This window comes from Variovorax sp. EBFNA2, from assembly GCF_033802765.1.
GTDB lineage: Bacteria > Pseudomonadota > Gammaproteobacteria > Burkholderiales > Burkholderiaceae_C > Variovorax > Variovorax paradoxus_H.
This window is the reverse complement of record NZ_CP138496.1, coordinates 4,122,418-4,140,568: the sequence shown is the minus strand read 5'-3', so window position 1 is coordinate 4,140,568 and position 18,151 is coordinate 4,122,418. Positions and strand designations below refer to the sequence as shown.

Sequence of the window (18,151 nt, the reverse complement as noted above, 5' to 3'; positions counted from 1 at the left end):
ATGACGAAGAAGACAACCTCTCTTCACCGGCAACGCGGCGCCGCGCTGATCGAGCTGGCGCTGATCATGCCGCTGCTGCTGCTGCTCACCTTCATCACCACCGAGTTCGGGCGCGCCATGTACGAATACAACACGGTCACCAAGTCGGCACGCGACGCGGTGCGCTATCTCTCGGTGCAGACGCCCGGCACGAACATCGACCAGGCGCGCAACCTGATCGTGTACGGCAACACCGCCGGCACCGGCGTGCCGTTGGCGCGCGGCCTGACCCTGGCGAACGTGCCGGCCGGCAGCTGCTGCACCTGGCAACTGGCGGGGGCGGACCCGATCATCAACACGGTCACGGTGCGCATCAGCGGCTACACCTTCCACTCGCTGTTTCCGTCGGTGTTCGGCGTGCAGTTCGCCGATGCCAACGGCAACATCGTCTTCAGCACCATCACCGCCACCATGAGGGCGCCATCATGAGACACCACGTCAAGGGCGCGACCACCATCGAGTTCGCGCTGGGCCTTCTGATCTTCCTGATGCTGGTGCTGGGCATCGTGGACTTCGCCCGCATGCTGTTCACCTGGAACGCGGCCAACGAGGCGACGCGCGCCGGCGCGCGCTATGCCGTGGTGTGCGACGACACCATGCAGCAGGCCCTCGTGCTCGCCCGGATGAAGGCCCTGCTGCCGCAGGTGCAGACGGTGAGCGTGGCGTGGGTTCCCCTGGACTGCACGGCGAGCACCTGCCAGGGTGTCACGGTCAGCATCACCGGCCTGAACTACCAATGGATCTCCCCCATCGTGGGGGCCGTGGCGCCGCTCATCCCGATGCCGGGCTTCTCCACCTTCCTGCCCCGCGAGGTCATGCGGCAAGACCCGCACAGCGCGGACATCTGTTCCTGACAGCACACCGGACACGACCATGAAGATCGCCATCGTTTCTCCCAATCCGAACCACCTGCAGGACATGCGCAAGGTGCTGGAGCCGCGCGGCCATGCCGTGTCGCTCTTCGAAGGCGGCAAGAGCCGCATGCAGGCGGTCGTCGAGAAGGTCGCGCCGGACCTGATGCTGGTCGACGGCATGTGCTGCGACCCGCAGGAGCTCTCGTTGGTGGAGGCGCTGACCTTGCGGCATCCGACCGTGGCGGTGGTGCTGCTGTGCGCGATGCAGACGCCCGAGTTCCTGATCCATGCGATGCGCGCGGGCGTTCGCGAGGTGCTGCCGTCGCCGTCCGACACCGCCGCGCTCGAGGCCGCCGTCGACCGCATTGCCCTCAAGATGGCCGGCTCGCAGGCGCGCAGTCCGGGGCGGGTGGTGGCGTTCATGCCCTGCAAGGGCGGCAGCGGCGCGACCTTTCTCGCGACCAACATCGCGCACCAGCTGTCGCGCGAGCGCTCGGTGCTGCTGATCGACCTGAACCTGCAGTTCGGCGATGCGCTGTCGTATGTGAGCGACCTGCGCCCGACCGCGACGATGGCCGACGTGGCGCGCGACATCGCGCGCCTCGATGCCTCGTTGCTCGCGGCGAGCGTGGTGCGCGTGTCGCCAAGCTACAGCATCCTGCCCGCGCCGGAGGACTTGGCGCGCGCGATGGACGTCAAGGCCGAGCACGTCGATGCCATCCTGCAGGTGGCGCTCGCGCAGTACGACTTCGTGATCTTCGACCTCGGCACGCGCATCGACACGCTCACGCTGCGCGTGCTCGACCGCGCCGAGCGCATCTTCCCCGTGCTGCAGGCCAGCCTGCCGCACATCCGCAACGTGACGCGCCTGGTGCAGGTGTTCAAGTCGCTGGGCTACGCGCCCGGCAAGGTCGAACTGCTGGTGAACCGCAGCACCGGCGGCGGCGAGATCGGGCTGTCGGACATGCGCCGGTCGCTGCCCGGCGCGACGTTCACCACGGTGCCGGACGGCGGCAAGGATGTCGACGCGTCCATCAACCGCGGCGTGCCGCTGGCGGAGATGTCGCGCGGCAGCGCCCTAGCCAAGCGCCTCGACGAGATTGCTCACACGCTCAGCCCGCGGCCGGAGGCGGCGCCCGGCTTCATGGGGCGGCTGTTCCGCCGTGCCTGACGCAGGGCGAGGACGGATTCCATCAATACCCAGGCGGAGGTGCCAACCATGTCATTCAGGGACCAACTCAATGCGATCGACGGCGATGCCGGCGCCCGGCCGGCGGGGCCTGTCGTCGAGCTGACCACGTCGCCTTTCGCCTCGGACACCTACAAGCAGCTGAAGGAGCGCATGCACCTGAAGCTGCTGGAGCGCTTCGACCTGGCGGCGCTCGAAACCCTGAAGCCCGACGCGCTGCGGCAGGAAATCTCGACCATGGTGGGGCGGCTCCTGCAGGAGGAGCCCGAGGCGCTCAACGACATCGAGCGGCGCACGCTGATTCGCGACATCCAGCACGAGATGCTGGGCTTCGGTCCCATCGAGCTGCTGATGGCCGACCCGACCGTGTCGGACATTCTGGTGAACTCGCCCACCAGCATCTACGTGGAGCGGCGAGGGCGGCTGGAGCTGACCAACGTGAGCTTCACCGACGAGAAGCACCTGCTGCGCATCATCGACAAGATCGTCTCGCTGGTCGGGCGCCGCATCGACGAGTCCAGCCCCATGGTCGATGCGCGGCTGCCAGACGGGTCGCGGGTCAACGCGGTCATTGCACCGGTGGCGCTGGACGGTCCGATGATGTCGATCCGTCGCTTCGCGAAGATCCCGCTGCGCATGACCAACCTCGTGAACGACCTCAAGTCGCTCACGCCGCCGATGGCGCAGATGCTCGAAGGCCTGGCCCAGGCCAAGGTCAACATGCTGATCTCGGGCGGCACCGGGGCAGGGAAGACCACGCTGCTGAACATTCTCTCGGGCTTCATTCCGGAGTCCGAACGCATCATCACCATCGAAGACGCGGCCGAGCTCCAGCTGCAGCAGCCGCACGTCGCGCGCATGGAGACGCGGCCGACGAACATCGAGGGCAAGGGCGAGATCACGCAGCGCGCGCTGGTGCGCAACGCGCTGCGCATGCGGCCCGACCGCATCGTGATCGGCGAGGTGCGCGGCGCCGAGGCGGTCGACATGCTGCAGGCCATGAACACCGGCCACGAAGGCTCGCTCACGACCATCCACGCCAACACGCCGCGCGATGCGCTGGCCCGGCTGGAAAACATGATCGGCATGGCGAACCTGAACCTGCCGCACCGCACCGTGCGCCAGCAGATCGCCTCGGCGATCACGGTGGTGGTGCAGGTGTTGCGGCTGATCGACGGGCGACGCAAGATCACCAGCATCCAGGAGATCACGGGCATGGAGGGCGAGATCGTCACCATGCAGGAGATCTTTACGTTCCACCAGACGGGCATGGGGCCTGATGGCCAGGTGCGCGGCCATTTCCACGCGACCGGCGTGCGGCCGAAGTTCATGGAGCGGCTGCATGCGTTCGGCGTGGTGCTGCCCGACAACATCTTCGATCCTGAAAAGCACTACGAATAGGAGCACGCCATGTTCGACAACCTGGGGGGTGACACGCTCATCACGGTCACGGTGCTGGTCTTCGTGACCGCGCTGCTCATGATCGAGGGGCTCTACCTGCTGTGGCGGTCCTACAAGGGGCCCGACGCACGCAAGATCGAGAAGCGGCTGCAGGCGATGTCCGCCGCGGCCGACCGCACCTCGCAGGCCCATCTCGCCAGGGAGCGCATGCTCAGCAACGTGCCCTGGATGCAGCGCCAGTTGCTGGCGCTGCCGCGGGCGCACCGGCTGGACCGCTTCATCCTGCAGGCCGGGCTGGACTGGACGGTGTCCAGCTTTCTGCTGGCCTGCGGTGCGCTGGGCGTGTTCGCGTTCTGCGCCGTGTGGCTGGCGCACCAGCCCGTGATGCTGGCGCTTCTGGCCGGGGCCGTGGCGGCGGCGCTTCCCGTCTTGTACCTGCAGCATCAGCGCAGCCAGCGGCTGGAGCGCCTCGAAAAGCAGCTGCCGGACGCGCTGGACCTCGTGACGCGCGCCCTGCGCGCGGGCCACTCCTTTGCCAGCGGCCTGCAGATGATCGGCGAGGAAATGCCCGACCCGATCGCCGGCGAGTTCCGCCTGGTGGCCGACGAGGTGAACTTCGGCGTCTCGCTGCAGCAGGCGCTGACCAACCTCAGCGAACGCGTGCCGCTCACCGACCTGCGCTACTTCGTGGTGTCGGTGCTGATCCAGCGCGATTCGGGCGGCAACCTGACCGAGGTGCTGGGCAATCTGAGCCGGCTCATCCGCGCGCGCTTCAAGCTGCTCGCGCGGGTGCGGGTGCTGTCGTCCGAGGGGCGGCTGTCGGCCTGGATCCTGGGCGTCATGCCGTTCGCGCTGGCGGCGCTCATGAACATCTTCAATCCCGAGTTCATGTCGCCGCTGTGGACCGATCCGATCGGCCAGTCGGTGATGCGCTACATGCTGGTGCTGATGCTGGTGGGCATCGTGCTCCTGCGCAAGATCGTGAAGATTCGCGTCTGAAGGAGAAGCGCCATGGCCCTGCTGTTCCCCATTCTGGTTTTCTTGTCCGTGTCGCTGGCGGTCATCGGCCTGGCGGTGTGGTGGTCCCCGACGCGTGCCGCGCAGCGGCTGCAGGCGGTGGCGCTGCCGGCCGGCAAGACGGCCTGGACCGAGACCGCCGTCAAGCTCGTCGGTCCGTTCGCGCAGCTGTCGTCGCCGACCAGTGATGCCGACCTGTCGCCGCTGCGCGTGCGCTTCCTGAACGCCGGCATCCGCCATCCGGATGCGTCCCTCATCTACTTCGGCCTGAAGACGCTGCTGCCGCTGGGCTTCGCGGCGGTCGCGTTCCTCATGCTGCGCGCGACGGGGTCGGAGAGCGGCATGACGATGCTGCTGTGGCTCGCGCTGGCCGCGCTGGCGGGCTGCTACCTGCCCAACCTCGTGCTGCGCCTGTGCATCCGTGCGCGGCGCCGCGAGATCTTCGAGAACTTTCCCGACGCCGCCGACCTCATGCTGGTGTGCGTGGAAGCGGGACTCGGACTGGACGCGGGGCTGGCCAAGGTCACCGACGAAATCCAGATCAAGAGCCGGGCGCTCGCGCAGGAGCTGCACTGGACCAACCTGGAGATGCGCGCGGGCGGCACGCGCGAGAAGTCGCTGCGCAACCTGGCGCTGCGCACGGGCGTGGAAGAAATAGGCACCTTCGCCACCATGCTGACCCAGGCGGACCGCTTCGGCACCAGCATCGGGGAGTCGCTGCGCGTGTTCTCGGACGACCTGCGCCACAAGCGCCAGGTGCGCGCCGAGGAGCTGGCGGCGAAGGTGCCGACCAAGATGCTGCTGCCGCTGGTCGTGTGCATCTTCCCGTGCATCTCGCTCGTGATCCTGACGCCGGCGGTGATCCGCGTGATCCGGATGATCGGGCCGATGCTGGCCGGGCACCAATGAAGGGGCCCGCACGCGGCGCGCCGCGTGCGCGGTTGCCGCGTTCAGTCCGCCAGCGTGTCGAGCTGGTGCTTGACCGCGTAGATGTACAGCTCGAGCCGGTTCGTGACGCCCAGCTTCTGGTAGATCGCGCAGAGATGGTTGCGCAGCGTGTGCTCGGCGACGAAGACCCGCTCGGCGAGCGCCTTGTTGGAGGCGCCGCAGCCCGTCGCGACGATGCGGATGATCTCGCGCTCCTTGTGCGTCAGCGTGGCCTGCCGGGCCGCGTCGGGGTCGGCCTTCTGCGGCTTCTTTGCCGCCGTGAGTTCGGAGAAGACGCGCCCCATGGCCTGCGCGTCGACGCAGAGCTCGCCGCGGGACACGCGCTCGATGGCGTCGAGCAGCTGCTGCGCCGAGGCGTCCTTGCCCACCACGCCGCGCGCGCCGCGCAGCACGGCCAGGTCGAGCGTGCGCTGCTCTTTCTCCGCCGTCAGCACCATCACGCGCGACCTCTCGTTGGCCAGCAGCCGCGGCAGGATGTCCAGCGCGCTATGGCCGTCCAGGTCGAGGTCGAGCACGATGACGTCGGGCGCGAGGCTTTGCGCCGTGGCCACCGCTTCGTCGCAACAGCTGGCCGTGCCGACCACCTTCATGCGCGGCTGTTCGCCGTCGATCAGCTTCGACAGGCCCCACAGCATGGTCTTGTGGTCGTCCACGAGCAGGACGGCAATAGGGTGGTCAAGGTGGTCAAGGGTTTGCATGACGGACTCCTCCAGTGTCTGCGGCGCGGTCAGATCGGGATTTCGATCCGCACCGCCGTGCCGCCATTCGCGCATCGGTCGACATGCGCCTGGCCGCCCAGGGCCGTGGCGCGCTCGGTGAGGGAGCGGGGGTGGAAGGCGGTGAAGCTTTCCTGGCAGGCGTCGTTCTCGATGCACAACGCCAGCTGGCCGTTCTTGCAGTCGATGCGCACGCTGCCATGGCGCGCATGGGTGTGCTTGCAGATGTTGTTCAGCCCTTCGCTCACCATCTGCAGCAGCTCCGCGGTCACGCGGTCGTCCAGGTGCAGCGGGGCGTCGATGGCCATCACGATGTCGATGTCGATGCCGTACAGGCCCTTGATCCGCGCGGCCTGGCGTTCGAGGTGGGGCCGCACGAGCCCGCCGGCATCGTCGGCGCCGTGCCTGACTTCGCCGGCATAGCGGCGCAGGTCGGCGATCACGCCGTCGGCCACGTCCGAGAGTTTGTCGAGGTCTTCGCGCAGCGGGTTGTCGGCGCCGGCCCGTTTGCGCAGTGCGCACAGGCCCATGCGCAGGCCGATGTAGGGCTGGATGGCCGTGTCGTGCAGGTCGAGTGCGATCTTCAGGCGCTCGGTCGATGCGGCTTCCGAGGCCATCCGGTCGAGCACCTCGATGGTCTCGATGACCGGGAAGATCTGCGCCATGAGGTGGGCGAGGAACAGCGCGTCGGACTTGCCGAGCCGGCCGTCGCGCGACGAGATGAACACCCGGCCTTCGCCCAGGCGCATCGGCAGCGGTGCGCTGATGAAGGCGCGGGCCTCCAGCATGGCGGCGATGGTGGCGCAACGCTGTGCGCCTTCTTCGTCGGCGCTGCGCCAGGCGGTAGTACCCGCTTCGAAGACTTGATGCTGCGCGCGAAAGTGGTTCAGCGGCCAGGGCAGGCGGTTGCTCCGCACGATGCTGTCGGGCGCCAGGGCCATGAGCGGCGATGCCGTGAGGCGGCCGATGGTCTCGATGCGCACCTGCTCGCAGTCGTCGTCCTCGTGCAGCGTGCGCAGCAGCCACGTGCCCGTGGCGCGGTCGCGCGTGAGCAGGATGCAATGGCTGGCCTTGAAGAAGGCCAGCGTGCGCTCCATCGTGCGGGCGATGGTGCGGCCGGCGCCGAAGCGCGGGTTCGACAGCTGGCTCACGTCGCCCAAGAGCGCGAGGCGCCGTTGCAGCGCGAGCTTGGAGCCGCCCCAGTACACGATCATGTGCCCGAGCGCGAGCAGGAAGGCGGTGCGCATCAGCAGCTGCGGCGTGTCGTCGGTGCCCGCGGCCAGCCCGCAGGCAATGAACGAGGCGACCGACGCGATCGTCACGCGGGCGCCTTCCTCGAAGCCCCAGCGGAACGAAGAGGTGAGGATCGCGAAGAAGTAGAAAAGGAAGAACAGGCTGCGGGTGCCGTCGGTCACCGCGAGGATCAGCGTGAACCACAGCACGTCGGACCAGTGGATCGCCTTGCCCTGGAAGTGGGGCTGTCCCACCGCCGTGCAGACGTGGATCAGCAGGCTGTGAAGGATGTAGCCGAAGAAGGCCAGCCAGACCGCGGGGGGAACCTGCTGCCGGCTATCGGCGGCGTCGACCGTGATCGCCAGCAGGGCCGAGATCGACAGCACGAGCCGCATGCGTCCCACCATGAGCGCGTCTGCCGCCAGGCTGGCGTCGATGCGGGGGGCGGAGTCGTGGACTCGCATGGGGACGCATCCGGTGCATGGACCATGTCAGGCACCGCGAGACATCGCGGTACAGGCGGGAGCGCTCGGCAGTGACAGCTCGGAATACATTTTTCTTACCAAAGACCACAACGTGTGACGAGTTCACATTACTACTTTGGTGTTCATAAGCAATTGAAATCGCATTCCGTTAACATTTGGTAACTATATTTGCATTGGATTGCATACGGATAGATTGGCCCCCTGCAAGGGCGGCGAATGGGCATGGGGCAGGTTCGGAAGCTTCTGGAGAGGGTGAGGTACCTCACCGAGGCGTCTGACTGCCTGTGCGAAGGCGCAGACCCTGGGTAACCCGGCCACACGCTGAAGCCAGGGGGCCGGCGGACTCAGGGCCGCAAAAGCAGCATCCCCCGCCGGAGCCTCAGGTGCATGGGGCCGTGGATCGGCGGCGAGGCGCACTGCCCGCGGCAGGAATGGCAGGCAAGCAACCGGCGGGCGCCTTCAGCCGCCGCGTGCGCGCACCTGGGCCGCGTGCTGAAGGCGGGCGTTGTCTACCTTCTGCTTGGACAGGAGCCGGGGCTTGTTGCAACGGGAACAGCGGTACAGGCGCAGCCAGGGCAGCAGGCGCATCCACGCGGTGCGCGGCTGGCGATCCATGTCTGCGAGATGGCAGGGGCAGGCGGAAACCGATTGCGATGACGACATGTGTCCAACGACCAGGCTGTCCAGACCCCACCCTCACCGAGCTCTGCGGCTCTTCGGCTTTCTGGGAAATGAAAGTATTCATTCTTGCGACAAATGTAAACATGCGCACTCACCTGTTTCGGGTATTCGGCGTGCGCCGGGAAGGAAATGGTTGATGCCGCAACGCGGCCCCGATTTCTCGGATTTCTGTCGCAGACTGTTTCACTTCCGGATGCCTTCCGTGTACCAGTTCACAGAGGGAAAGCCGCTTGTTGACCGGTGTAAACTGCCCGGTTTTCTCCCCCCTCTCTCGGTATGGTGCAAGTGTCACGGCGCACAGGCTTCACCGGCTCGGCGCTCACTCGCTTGCTCGCTCAATTGAGCGACACCGACGTTCCCGAATCCAGGCAAGCCCTCGCGGATCGTTTGAGTCAGTGGTTCAGTTGGACCGATGCCATCTCCTTGTCAGCAGCTTTGGATTCCGATCTGGGCGTCGCCGTGTCCGGCGCCCGGGCGTCCGAGGGCGCCGAGGAAGCGCAGGAGTGCGCGCGCCTGAAGGCGGCGCTGGCCAAGGGCAATGCCGACGGCGGCGTGGCTTCGGTGCTGCCGGGCGCGAACGACGACTTTCCGCCGTACCGCCGCCGCTATTTCGCGCGGCAGCAGGCGATGGAGACCGCCCTCGAACCGCTGCGCGCCCGCCTGCGGGCCCGGCTCGCGACCCGCTCGCCCGAGCTGGCCCGGCTGGCCGCGGTGGACGCCATCCTGGAACAGGTGGTGGGCGCCCGCGAACGCAGCCTGCTGGCGAGCGTGCCGGCGCTGCTGGAGAAACACTTCAAGCGCCTGCGTGAGGCCAACCAGGCCACGCAGGACGCCAACCCCGACACCCCCCAGCCGCCACCGACCGCCGCCGGCGGCTGGCTGAACGTGTTCGGCCGCGACATGCAAAGCGTGCTGCGGGCCGAACTGGACATTCGCATGCAACCGGTCGAAGGCCTGCTCGAAGCCCTTCGCGATCGCTAGCCTGCAGCCCCCCAAGAGACAACAAGCTTTCATGAACAGATTTTTCCATTACGCCGTCTTCCTCGTGGGCCTGGCCGTCGTGTGCTGGGTCGGTGCCAGCTACGTGGGCCACAACCCGCTGGCCCTGGTGATCACGGCGCTGATCGGCGCGTTCTACCTGATGGGCGCGCTGGAGCTGCACCGTTTCCACCAAGCCACCAACACGCTGTCGCGCGCGGTGGACGACCTCTCGGCGCCGCCGTCCAGCCTCGGCGATTGGCTCGCGAATCTGCATCCTTCGCTGCGCAACGCGGTGCGCCTGCGCATCGAGGGCGAGCGCGTCGGACTGCCGGGCCCGGCGCTCACGCCGTACCTCGCGGGCCTGCTGGTGCTGCTGGGCATGCTGGGCACCTTCCTGGGCATGGTGGTCACGCTCAACGGCACGGGGTTGGCGCTCGAAAGCGCGACCGACGTGCAGGCCATCCGCAACTCGCTGTCGGCGCCCGTGCGCGGCCTGGGCCTGGCCTTCGGCACCTCGGTGGCGGGCGTGGCCGCATCGGCGATGCTGGGCCTGGCCTCGGCGCTCTGCCGGCGCGAACGCCTGCTGGCCGGGCAGGCGCTGGACGCGCAGATCGCCACGTCGCTGCGCGGTCATTCGCTGGCGCACCGCCGCGAAGAATCGTTCAAGCTCATGCAGCAGCAGGCGCACGCAATGCCCGCGCTGGTCGACCAGCTGCAGGCCATGGTGGCCGCGATGGATCGCCAGAGCCAGTCGCTCAACGAACGCCTCGTCGCCAGCCAGGACAACTTCCACCAGAAGACCGAGGCCGCCTACACGGGGCTCGCCGCATCGGTCGATCGCTCGCTGAAAGACAGCCTGGCCGACAGCGCCCGCATCGCCGGCGAAACGATCCAGCCCGTGGCGAAGGTGATGCCCGAGCTGGTCGGCCAGCTGCGGACGATGATGGCCGCGATGGAGCGCCAGACACAGTCGCAGAACGACCGCCTCGTCGCCAGCCAGGACAGCTTCCACCAGAAGGCCGAGGCCGCGTACAGCGGCCTGGCCGCCTCGGTCGATCGTTCGCTGAAGGACAGCCTGGCCGACAGCGCCCGCATCGCCGGCGAAACCATCCAGCCCGTGGCGAAGGTCATGCCCGAGCTGGTCGGCCAACTGCAGACGATGATGGCCGCGCTGGAGCGCCAGACCCAGTCGCAGAACGACCGCCTCGTTGCCAGCCAGGACAGCTTCCATGAGAAGGCCGAGGCCGCGTACAGCGGTCTGGCCGCATCGGTCGATCGTTCGCTGAAGGAAAGCCTCACCGACACCGCCCGCATCGCCGGCGCAACGATCCAGCCCGTGGTCGAGGCGGCCATGCTCGGCATCGCGCGCGAAGCCGCTTCGTTGCAAGGCGGCATGGCGCAGGCCGTCGAACGGCAGCTCGAAGGCCTCACGGGCCGCTTCGAGGCCTCGACCGCTGGCGTCGCCGACACCTGGAAGGCCGCGCTGGCCGAACACGAGCGCGCGAGCGGGGCGCTGTCGAGCGACCTGCGCGGCACGCTCGAACGCTTTGCCGAGACCTTCGAGCAGCGCTCGGCTGCGCTGGTCGATGGCGTGTCCGCCCGCCTCGAGAGCACCGTGGGCAGCGTGTCCGACACCTGGGGCAGCGCGCTCGCGCAGCATCAGCGCGTCAGCGAAAAACTGTCGGGCGATTCGCACCAGGCGCTCGCCGCCGCGGCCGCCACGTTCGAGCAGCACTCGGCCGCGCTGCTGCGCACCGTGGGCGAAGCGCACACCAGCCTGCAGACCGAACTGGCCGCGCGCGATGCGCAGCGCCTTTCGGCCTGGAGCCAGTCGCTCGAAGCCATGGCCGCGTCGCTGCAGAAGGAATGGCAGCAGGCCGGCGCACACACGCTGAGCCAGCAGCAGCAACTGAGCCACACGCTGGCGCAGGCCGCGCGCGACGTGTCGGCGCAGGCCGAGGCGCACGCCAAGCAGACCGTCGCCGAAGTCGCGCAGCTGCTGCAGGCCGCGTCGGACGCGCCCCGCGCCGCCGCGTCGCTGCTCGACACCGTGCGCGAGGCGCATGCCAACCTGCAGACCGAACTCGCCACGCGCGACGCGCAACGCCTCGCGGCCTGGAGCGGCTCGCTCGAGACCATGGCCGCGTCGCTGCAGAAGGAATGGCAGCAGGCCGGCGCACACAGCCTGAGCCAGCAGCAACAGATGAGCGAGACGCTCGCGCAGACCGTGCGCGACATGTCGGCGCAGGCCGAGGCGAATGCCAAGCAGACCGTCGCCGAAGTCGCGCAGCTGCTGCAGGTGGCGGCCGAGGCACCGAAGGCCGCGGCCGACGTGATCGCCGAGCTGCGCCAGAAGCTGTCCGACGGCATGGCGCGCGACAACGACATGCTCGAAGAGCGCAGCCGCATCCTCGGCACGCTCGAGACCTTGCTGGGCGCGGTGAACCATGCCTCGACCGAACAGCGCAGCGCCATCGACGCGCTCGTCACGGCTTCCGCCGACATGATGGAACGCGTGGGCAGCCGCTTCACGGAGAAGGTCGAGAGCGAGACCGAGAAGATGGCCGGCATCGCCGCGCAGATCACCGGCGGCGCGGTCGAGGTGGCGAGCCTGGGCGAGGCCTTCGGCTTTGCCGTGCAGCGCTTCGGCGAGTCGAACGACAAGCTGGTGGCGCATCTGCAGCGCATCGAAGGCGCACTCGGCAAGTCGCTGGCGCGCAGCGACGAGCAGCTGGCCTACTACGTGGCGCAGGCGCGCGAGGTGATCGACCTGAGCATCATGTCGCAGAAGCAGATCGTCGAAGACCTGCAGCAGTTCGCAAGCCGCCAGACGGCCGTGGGCAGCGAGGCATGACGTGATGCGCGACGAGATCGACCTCGACGCCGGCCTGGAGCCGACCGTCCCCGTGTGGGCGGTGTTCGGCGACCTGATGGCGGGCATGCTGGGCGCGTTCGTGCTGATCCTGGTGTGCGTGCTCGGCATGCAGCTGGACCTGGCGAGCCGCCTCGAAACCGAGGTGCAGCAGCGCCGCGCCGAATCGCAGCGGCGCGAGGCGCTCGAACAGGCACTGGCCGGCCCGCTTGCCGCGGGCCGCGTCACGCTCAACAACGGCCGCATCGGCATCAGCGGCAGCGTGCTGTTCGCCTTCAACTCCGCCGACCTGCAACCCGGTGGCCGCCAACTGCTGAAAAGCCTGGCCGGCCCGCTGGGCGCCTACCTGAAGACGCGCGACGAGATCCTGATGGTGAGCGGCTTCACCGACGACCGGCAGATGCGCGAAGGCGCGCGCCTGTTCGCCGACAACTGGGAGCTGTCCGCCCAGCGCGCGCTCACCGTGACGCGCGCGCTGATCGAAGAGGGCGTGCCCTCGTCGTCGGTGTTCGCTGCCGCGTTCGGCGCCGAGCAGGCGGTGGCTTCGAACGGCGACGCCGAAGGCCGTGCGAAGAACCGGCGCGTGGAGATGGCGCCGACACCCCGGCCCAAGAACATGCCCGACGCTGCGAAGCCCCGTGAGTAACGACGACACAGCGCCGGACGATCAGGTCGACGCCGTCGCAGCGCTCGACGCCTGGCGCGCGCGCGGCGACGACCGCTTCGACCCGGTGCGCTTCCGCTTCATCGAGGCGATGGCGCAGCGCGCGGCGGCGCACGAGGGCGAGGCGCGGCGCCTGCTGGATGCACGGCTGGCCAGCCTCATGGCCGCCTACCGCGCCGATCTCGACAAGGTCGCTCCCGAGGCAGACGCACCGGCCGATGCACCGCTTCACACCGCGCTCGCAGAGTTGATGGTGCACATCGCCCAGCTCGCGCCGTTGCCGCCTCCAACTGACGCAACAGCGACCGACGGCGATGCAGTGCCCAGCCTGTCGACCGCGCCCGAACTCAAGACGCTGAGCTATTTCCGCAGCACCTGGTCGAAGCTTGCCGCCGACCAGCGCGTGACGCAATCGCTCGCCAAGGTGCCGAAGAACGCCGGCCCGCTCAACACGCACCACCTCGTGCAGCGCGCGCTCACGCTGATGCGCGACCTGTCGCCGCAGTACCTGCAGCGCTTCATGGCGCACGTCGATGCGTTGTTGTGGATCGAGCAGGTGAACGCCGCCGCCGAGGCCGCACGCGTGGCGCGCACCGAGAGCCCGCGCAAGAGTTCGCGCAGCCGCGCCGCCTGACGGCCGCTCAGCGCGTCCAGAGCCACCAGGCCAGTCCGGCCGCCACCAGCACCCAGATGCCGACGACCAACGCCATGCCGACCCGGCTCGTCGGCTGGCGGCCGTTGCGCACCATCCAGTCTTCGGCGCGCTCGCGGCTGCGCACGATGACCTCGGCCGGCAGCAGGCGCACCGCGAGCCAGATCAGCGCGGGCAGCAGCAGCACGTCGTCGAGGTAGCCGAGCACGGGAATGAAGTCGGGAATCAGGTCGATGGGGCTCAGCGCATAGGCCACGGTGAACCAGCACAGCGCCTTCGGCAGCCACGGCGTGGCGGGGTCGCGGCAGGCGAACCAGAGGGTGACGGCGTCGCGCTTGATGCGGCGCGCCCAGTCCCGAAGATTCAGGGTGAACACGAAGCCATCAAGCCGCGTGGCGCGGCCCGAACATGATGATGCCCATGCCGACGAAGCACACGGCCACGCCGACCCAGTCGCTGGTGGAAGGCGTCACCTTGTCCACGGCCCAGAGCCACAGGATTGCCACGCCGATGTAGACCCCGCCGTAGGCCGCATACACGCGGCCGGCAGCCGTCGGGTGCAGCGAGAGCAGCCATGCGAAGAGCGCCAGGCTCAGCGCCGCGGGCACCAGCAGCCAGATCGACTGGCCCTGCTTGAGCCACAGGTAGGGCAGGTAGCAGCCGACGATTTCCGCGAGCGCGGTCGCGATGAAGAGGCCGAGGGTCTTGAGCAGGTCCATGCCGCCATTGTGGCGGCCGACCGTTGACGTCAGGGCTGTCGTCCGGGCCCCGTGCCCGGGCGCGACGAGGGCTCCCACACATCGGGCGTGGTGGCGACCAGCGACTTGAAGTCTTTCCACGGCCGCGCGCCCGGCACGGTGCGCCCGCCGACGATCACGACCTTGGCGTAGGCCACCATGCGCTCGCGCAGGTAGCGCCGTTCGGACTCGGGCCAGGTCTCGATGGCGTGCGGCCCGCGCGACAGCACGATCTCTTTCACGCCGCGGATGCGGTTGTAGGCGGCGAGGGTGCCTTCGAGCGATTCGGCGCGGTCCCACAGGCCCTTGCCGAAGAAGGCGGCGGGCCAGCGGTCCATGCCCGCGAGCGTGGCGGAGTTCGGATAAAAAAGGATGTGGTGCTCCGCCGCCATGCCGCCCAAAAACAGGTTGCGGTCGGCCAGGTCGGGCGCATCGGGCAGGTAGCCCGCGCCGCTGGCGAACGACGACAGCAGGATGGCGCCGCGGATGTTGCGCCAGCCGCGTGCCGGCGTGCAGTTGGGCACGGGCATGTCGAAGCTGCAGGCGGCCACGTAGTTGCGCGTGAGGGCCCAGGCGGTCGACATCGAGCCGCGCGAGTAGCCGCCGAGCACCAGCGGAATCTCGCTGGCCTTCTGGCCCGCGAGCAGGCGCCCGCGCGCAGCGTTGCCCTCGAGCAGCTGGCCCGAGGGCGTGAGCAGCCGCAGGCCCTGGCCGTGTTCGAGCTGGGCGAGCACGCGGAACACGTCTTCGCCTTGCTCCAGCGTGTTGGTGTCGCTCACGCCGCCCGACAAACCTTCGCCGCGCCGGTCGTAGGCCAGCACGTCGAAGCCGGCCTGGTTCAGCGCGTGCAGGTTCTCGCGCCACCAGCGCTGGCCCATGGCCTCGGTGGTGCCGTTGGGGAACGACACCGGCACGGCCTGGCCGCTCGCGCCGTCGATGCGGTAAGCCACTTCGTCCGGATGCTGGATGGCCGTGAGCTGCCCGCCGCCGCCCGCCGCCATGACCGCGAGGGCGCGCACCTTGCGGCCGCTGCCGTCGTCCACGCCCGCGCCTTCGAGGTACCAGCCGCGCAGCTTGATCGGGTCGCTGAGTTTCAGGTCGAGCCGCTCGAAGGTGTCGCGCGGCACGGTGAATTCGACGATGTGGGTGCGCGCGTCGGCTTCGGCAATGCCTTCGCGGTAGGGCGCCTTCGCGAAGAAGGCGGGGCGACGGATCTGCTTCAGGTCGACCTTGGGGCTGTCGGCATCGATGCGCCCGGCCGGATCGACCGCGCCGGTCACGCGCGTGGCGCGCGCCTTGTTGGGCGGCAGCCAGCGCTGCATCTGCGCGTTCACCCGTGCGAAGCAGTCCGGCTCGGCCTTGCAGGTGCGCCAGCGCGCCTTGAGCTGGTCGTCGGTGAACTGGCCCACGTGGTAGTCGCCGCCCGCGTAATTGCTGGGCACGGGGTAGGCGCTCATGAGCACGGGCACGCACACGCGCGGGCCGCCGGCGTTCACCGCGGTGCCGGCCTGCGGCAGCAGGTAGCCGCCCACGCGCGCATTGCGGTCGGCGCCGACCCATGCGACGCAGTCGGTCGGGGGCGGCTTGCTCGCGGCGGCCAGCCGCTGGGCGGCGGTGGTGCCGGTGGTGCAGGCCGACAGGCCCAAGAGGGTACCCAGCAGGGCGAGCGAAAGGGTGGCACGGAATGGGCGCATGTGGCGGAGAACGCTCGCGGAAGGAAGGACCATGCAATTGGAACGCAGCCGGTGCGCAAAACAGAGCCGCGCAGGGCAAGACGTGAACAAATGGATGCCGATACTGTTGCAGAAGACATGCCGGCGCGGCCGGTGCGAAAGCCGCCTTCTGGCGCAGGAGGGGTCCTACTGTTTGTTACCGCGTGACGCTTCCCGAAGCATCGGCTGGCGCGCCAGCACCTCGTCGCGCGGACCGTGGTCGCGCACGTGGCCGGCTTCCATGAGGATCACCGTGTCGAAGCGGTCGAGCAGGCTCAGCCGGTGCACCGACGCGATCACGCAGGCCTGCGGAAATGCGGCCGCAATGCGCTCCAGCACGCGCGCCTCGGTGGCGGCATCGAGCGCGCTGGTCGGCTCGTCGAGCAGCAGCAGCGAGCTGCCCTCGGCCGCGAGCACGCCGCGCGCCAGGCACAGCCGCTGGCGCTGTCCGCCCGACAGGTTGAAGCCGCGCTCCGAGATCGCGCTGTCGAGGTCGCCGCGCGTGGCCTGCAGCACCTCGTCGAAGGTGCTCGTGTGCAGCGCGGCGCGCAGGCGCTCGTCGTCGCAGGGGCGACCGAAGGCGAGGTTTTCGCGCACGCTGGCCTCGAACAGCTCGGTCTCCTGCGGGATGAGCGTGGCGAGCTGGCGCAGCCGCGCCCAGTCGGTCGGCACGCCGTCGAGCGCCAGCGTGCCGCCGTGCGGCGCATACAGCCCCGCCAGCACGCGCAGCAGCGTGCTCTTGCCGCCGCCGCTCGGGCCCACCAGCGCCACGCGTTGACCCCGGCGCAGCGAGAGCGCCACGTCGTGCAGGCCGCTGCGCGTCGGTGCCGCCGGGTCGTCGGCGACGGTGCCGCGCGGTGCGTAGCGCCATTGCAGCTGGTCGATCTGCAGCTGCGTCCACGGCGCTGCTGCATCAATGCGTTCATGTGCTGGCACTTCTTCGGGCGGGGCCTGGAGCGTGGCGCTCGCCGGCGCGTGCCAGATCGGCTCGGCGCTGCTGTAGTCGGTGTGCATGCGCGCGAAGAAACTGAAGTTGGCGGCGACCGAGGTGACGACACCCGCCGCCTGCTGCGCGTACTGGTAGATCATGAACACCGCGCCCAGCATCACGGCCTGGCCCGGCGCGCGCGCCTGCCACACATAGATCACCACCAGGCCCCAGGTCAGCGCCAGCCCCATCAGGTCGACCGCGAACCACTTGCCTTCGTTGAGCACCACGGTGCGCTTCAGCGGCAGAGAAACCGCCGCCATGCGACGGCGCAGCAACAGGCGCGACGCGCCCTGCAGCCGCAGGCCGATGACGGTCGAGGCGTTGCCCAGAAAGTCGAGCAGCGCGGCGACGTAGCGGCGGTCGGCGTCGTTCTCGGCGCGCGCGAGCTTCATGAGCGCGCGGTCGATGCGCACGATCACCACGCCGATCAGCACATAGCCCGCGAGCGCCGTCACACCGCTGGTGCGCGACAGCAGCGCCAGCGCCACCAGCGGCCCGACGAAGTTGACCGCGTTGGTGAGCCAGATGAACTGGTTCTGCGCGAAGTCCGCCAGCGCGCGGCTGGCCTGGTGCACGCGGTGCTGCAGCTCGCCGGAGTGGTGGCTGTCGTGCCAGGCGAGCGGCGCGGCGGCGATGCGCGCATAGAGCTGGTCGGCCAGCGTCTCGCGCACCTTCAGGCCCACGTTGCGCTCCAGGATGCGGCCCGGCCCGTGCAGCGCCCACGCGCCGACGTACACGGCCGCGAGCGTCGCGATCCAGCGGCCCGCCGTGGGCAGGTCGCCGCGTTGCAGCGCGTTGATGGCCTGGCCCGCGAGGTAGGGCAGCGAGAGGCGAATCAGCTGCGAGCTTGCGAGCAATGCGGTGGCGCCGAGCAGCTGCGCGCGTGCACCGGCGGCGAAGTGCCACAGCGCGGCGTAGAGCGCGCGGATCGCGCGGCCGGGGGATTCGGTGGTGGAGGTGGTCGTCGTGTCTGTCATGC

At 69.0% G+C, this 18,151-nt stretch carries 17 protein-coding genes; 10 read left to right on the top strand and 7 right to left on the bottom strand.

Annotated features, from left to right (window positions below):
• Genes RZE79_RS19515 through RZE79_RS19490 form a run of 6 tightly spaced genes read left to right on the top strand, consistent with a single transcriptional unit; the run spans position 1 to position 5,409 of the window.
• Positions 1-468: a TadE/TadG family type IV pilus assembly protein gene (locus tag RZE79_RS19515; RefSeq protein ID WP_319356114.1), complete on the top strand. Its 468-nt coding sequence runs from the start codon at positions 1-3 to the stop codon at positions 466-468.
• Entirely contained in the window at positions 465-893 is a 429-nt protein-coding gene (locus RZE79_RS19510) for a TadE family protein (RefSeq protein ID WP_319356113.1), read from the top strand. The genes RZE79_RS19515 and RZE79_RS19510 overlap by 4 nt, the downstream gene beginning before the upstream one ends.
• 19 nt (positions 894-912) lie before the next feature.
• On the top strand, positions 913-2,064 hold the full coding sequence (locus RZE79_RS19505; protein ID WP_319356111.1) for an AAA family ATPase: 1,152 nt from the start codon (positions 913-915) through the stop codon (positions 2,062-2,064).
• Between the two features lie 48 nt (positions 2,065-2,112).
• Positions 2,113-3,483: a CpaF family protein gene (locus RZE79_RS19500; RefSeq protein ID WP_319356109.1), complete on the top strand. Its 1,371-nt coding sequence runs from the start codon at positions 2,113-2,115 to the stop codon at positions 3,481-3,483.
• Positions 3,484-3,492: 9 nt separating this feature from the next.
• On the top strand, positions 3,493-4,482 hold the full coding sequence (locus tag RZE79_RS19495) for a type II secretion system F family protein (RefSeq protein WP_319356107.1): 990 nt from the start codon (positions 3,493-3,495) through the stop codon (positions 4,480-4,482).
• Between the two features lie 12 nt (positions 4,483-4,494).
• Complete coding sequence (locus RZE79_RS19490; RefSeq protein WP_319356105.1) at positions 4,495-5,409, top strand: type II secretion system F family protein; 915 nt, start codon at positions 4,495-4,497, stop codon at positions 5,407-5,409.
• Between the two features lie 41 nt (positions 5,410-5,450).
• Here RZE79_RS19490 and RZE79_RS19485 read toward each other — a convergent pair whose 3' ends face one another.
• The 3 genes from RZE79_RS19485 to RZE79_RS19475 form a co-directional block, all read right to left on the bottom strand.
• Positions 5,451-6,146 (bottom strand): response regulator transcription factor, encoded by a 696-nt coding sequence (locus tag RZE79_RS19485; protein WP_319356102.1) that lies wholly within the window; start codon positions 6,144-6,146, stop codon positions 5,451-5,453.
• A gap of 29 nt (positions 6,147-6,175) precedes the next feature.
• A complete protein-coding gene (locus RZE79_RS19480; RefSeq protein WP_319356100.1) occupies positions 6,176-7,861 on the bottom strand; it encodes a histidine kinase in 1,686 nt (561 codons plus the stop codon).
• 480 nt (positions 7,862-8,341) lie between these two features.
• Positions 8,342-8,497 (bottom strand): hypothetical protein, encoded by a 156-nt coding sequence (locus tag RZE79_RS19475; RefSeq protein ID WP_153283522.1) that lies wholly within the window; start codon positions 8,495-8,497, stop codon positions 8,342-8,344.
• 342 nt (positions 8,498-8,839) lie between these two features.
• On the opposite strand from RZE79_RS19475, the gene RZE79_RS19470 reads away from it, so the two are divergent.
• Genes RZE79_RS19470 through RZE79_RS19455 form a run of 4 tightly spaced genes read left to right on the top strand, consistent with a single transcriptional unit; the run spans position 8,840 to position 13,714 of the window.
• Complete coding sequence (locus tag RZE79_RS19470; RefSeq protein ID WP_319356098.1) at positions 8,840-9,544, top strand: DUF3348 domain-containing protein; 705 nt, start codon at positions 8,840-8,842, stop codon at positions 9,542-9,544.
• Positions 9,545-9,575: 31 nt separating this feature from the next.
• Positions 9,576-12,398, top strand: a complete 2,823-nt coding sequence (locus tag RZE79_RS19465; protein WP_319356096.1) for a DUF802 domain-containing protein — start codon at positions 9,576-9,578, stop codon at positions 12,396-12,398.
• A gap of 4 nt (positions 12,399-12,402) precedes the next feature.
• Positions 12,403-13,062: an OmpA family protein gene (locus RZE79_RS19460; protein WP_319356095.1), complete on the top strand. Its 660-nt coding sequence runs from the start codon at positions 12,403-12,405 to the stop codon at positions 13,060-13,062.
• The gene (locus RZE79_RS19455; protein ID WP_319356093.1) at positions 13,055-13,714 is read left to right on the top strand and encodes a DUF2894 domain-containing protein; all 660 of its coding nucleotides are present in this window, start codon (positions 13,055-13,057) and stop codon (positions 13,712-13,714) included. The genes RZE79_RS19460 and RZE79_RS19455 overlap by 8 nt, the downstream gene beginning before the upstream one ends.
• Before the next feature lie 7 nt (positions 13,715-13,721).
• Here the strand turns inward: RZE79_RS19455 and RZE79_RS19450 are convergent, their stop codons facing one another.
• From RZE79_RS19450 to RZE79_RS19435, 4 genes are all read right to left on the bottom strand, one after another.
• Entirely contained in the window at positions 13,722-14,108 is a 387-nt protein-coding gene (locus RZE79_RS19450) for a YkvA family protein (protein ID WP_319356092.1), read from the bottom strand.
• A 7-nt stretch (positions 14,109-14,115) separates the two neighbouring features.
• Positions 14,116-14,451 carry a YnfA family protein gene (locus tag RZE79_RS19445; RefSeq protein WP_319356091.1) on the bottom strand — a complete coding sequence of 112 codons (336 nt, stop codon included), beginning with the start codon at positions 14,449-14,451 and terminating at the stop codon, positions 14,116-14,118.
• Between the two features lie 29 nt (positions 14,452-14,480).
• Positions 14,481-16,163: a hypothetical protein gene (locus RZE79_RS19440; protein WP_319356089.1), complete on the bottom strand. Its 1,683-nt coding sequence runs from the start codon at positions 16,161-16,163 to the stop codon at positions 14,481-14,483.
• A gap of 165 nt (positions 16,164-16,328) precedes the next feature.
• Positions 16,329-18,149 carry an ABC transporter ATP-binding protein gene (locus RZE79_RS19435; RefSeq protein WP_319356087.1) on the bottom strand — a complete coding sequence of 607 codons (1,821 nt, stop codon included), beginning with the start codon at positions 18,147-18,149 and terminating at the stop codon, positions 16,329-16,331.
• Positions 18,150-18,151: the final 2 nt, after the last annotated feature.

Excerpts from the sequence above, each read along its gene's own strand:
- RZE79_RS19515 (WP_319356114.1), top strand. The coding sequence starts at position 1 with ATGACGAAGAAGACAACCTCTCTTCACCGGCAACGCGGCGCCGCGCTG.
- RZE79_RS19510 (WP_319356113.1), top strand. The coding sequence starts at position 465 with ATGAGACACCACGTCAAGGGCGCGACCACCATCGAGTTCGCGCTGGGC.
- RZE79_RS19505 (WP_319356111.1), top strand. The coding sequence starts at position 913 with ATGAAGATCGCCATCGTTTCTCCCAATCCGAACCACCTGCAGGACATG.
- RZE79_RS19500 (WP_319356109.1), top strand. The coding sequence starts at position 2,113 with ATGTCATTCAGGGACCAACTCAATGCGATCGACGGCGATGCCGGCGCC.
- RZE79_RS19495 (WP_319356107.1), top strand. The coding sequence starts at position 3,493 with ATGTTCGACAACCTGGGGGGTGACACGCTCATCACGGTCACGGTGCTG.
- RZE79_RS19490 (WP_319356105.1), top strand. The coding sequence starts at position 4,495 with ATGGCCCTGCTGTTCCCCATTCTGGTTTTCTTGTCCGTGTCGCTGGCG.
- RZE79_RS19485 (WP_319356102.1), bottom strand. The coding sequence starts at position 6,146 with ATGCAAACCCTTGACCACCTTGACCACCCTATTGCCGTCCTGCTCGTG.
- RZE79_RS19480 (WP_319356100.1), bottom strand. The coding sequence starts at position 7,861 with ATGCGAGTCCACGACTCCGCCCCCCGCATCGACGCCAGCCTGGCGGCA.
- RZE79_RS19475 (WP_153283522.1), bottom strand. The coding sequence starts at position 8,497 with ATGGATCGCCAGCCGCGCACCGCGTGGATGCGCCTGCTGCCCTGGCTG.
- RZE79_RS19470 (WP_319356098.1), top strand. The coding sequence starts at position 8,840 with ATGGTGCAAGTGTCACGGCGCACAGGCTTCACCGGCTCGGCGCTCACT.
- RZE79_RS19465 (WP_319356096.1), top strand. The coding sequence starts at position 9,576 with ATGAACAGATTTTTCCATTACGCCGTCTTCCTCGTGGGCCTGGCCGTC.
- RZE79_RS19460 (WP_319356095.1), top strand. The coding sequence starts at position 12,403 with ATGCGCGACGAGATCGACCTCGACGCCGGCCTGGAGCCGACCGTCCCC.
- RZE79_RS19445 (WP_319356091.1), bottom strand. The coding sequence starts at position 14,451 with ATGGACCTGCTCAAGACCCTCGGCCTCTTCATCGCGACCGCGCTCGCG.
- RZE79_RS19440 (WP_319356089.1), bottom strand. The coding sequence starts at position 16,163 with ATGCGCCCATTCCGTGCCACCCTTTCGCTCGCCCTGCTGGGTACCCTC.
- RZE79_RS19435 (WP_319356087.1), bottom strand. The coding sequence starts at position 18,149 with ATGACAGACACGACGACCACCTCCACCACCGAATCCCCCGGCCGCGCG.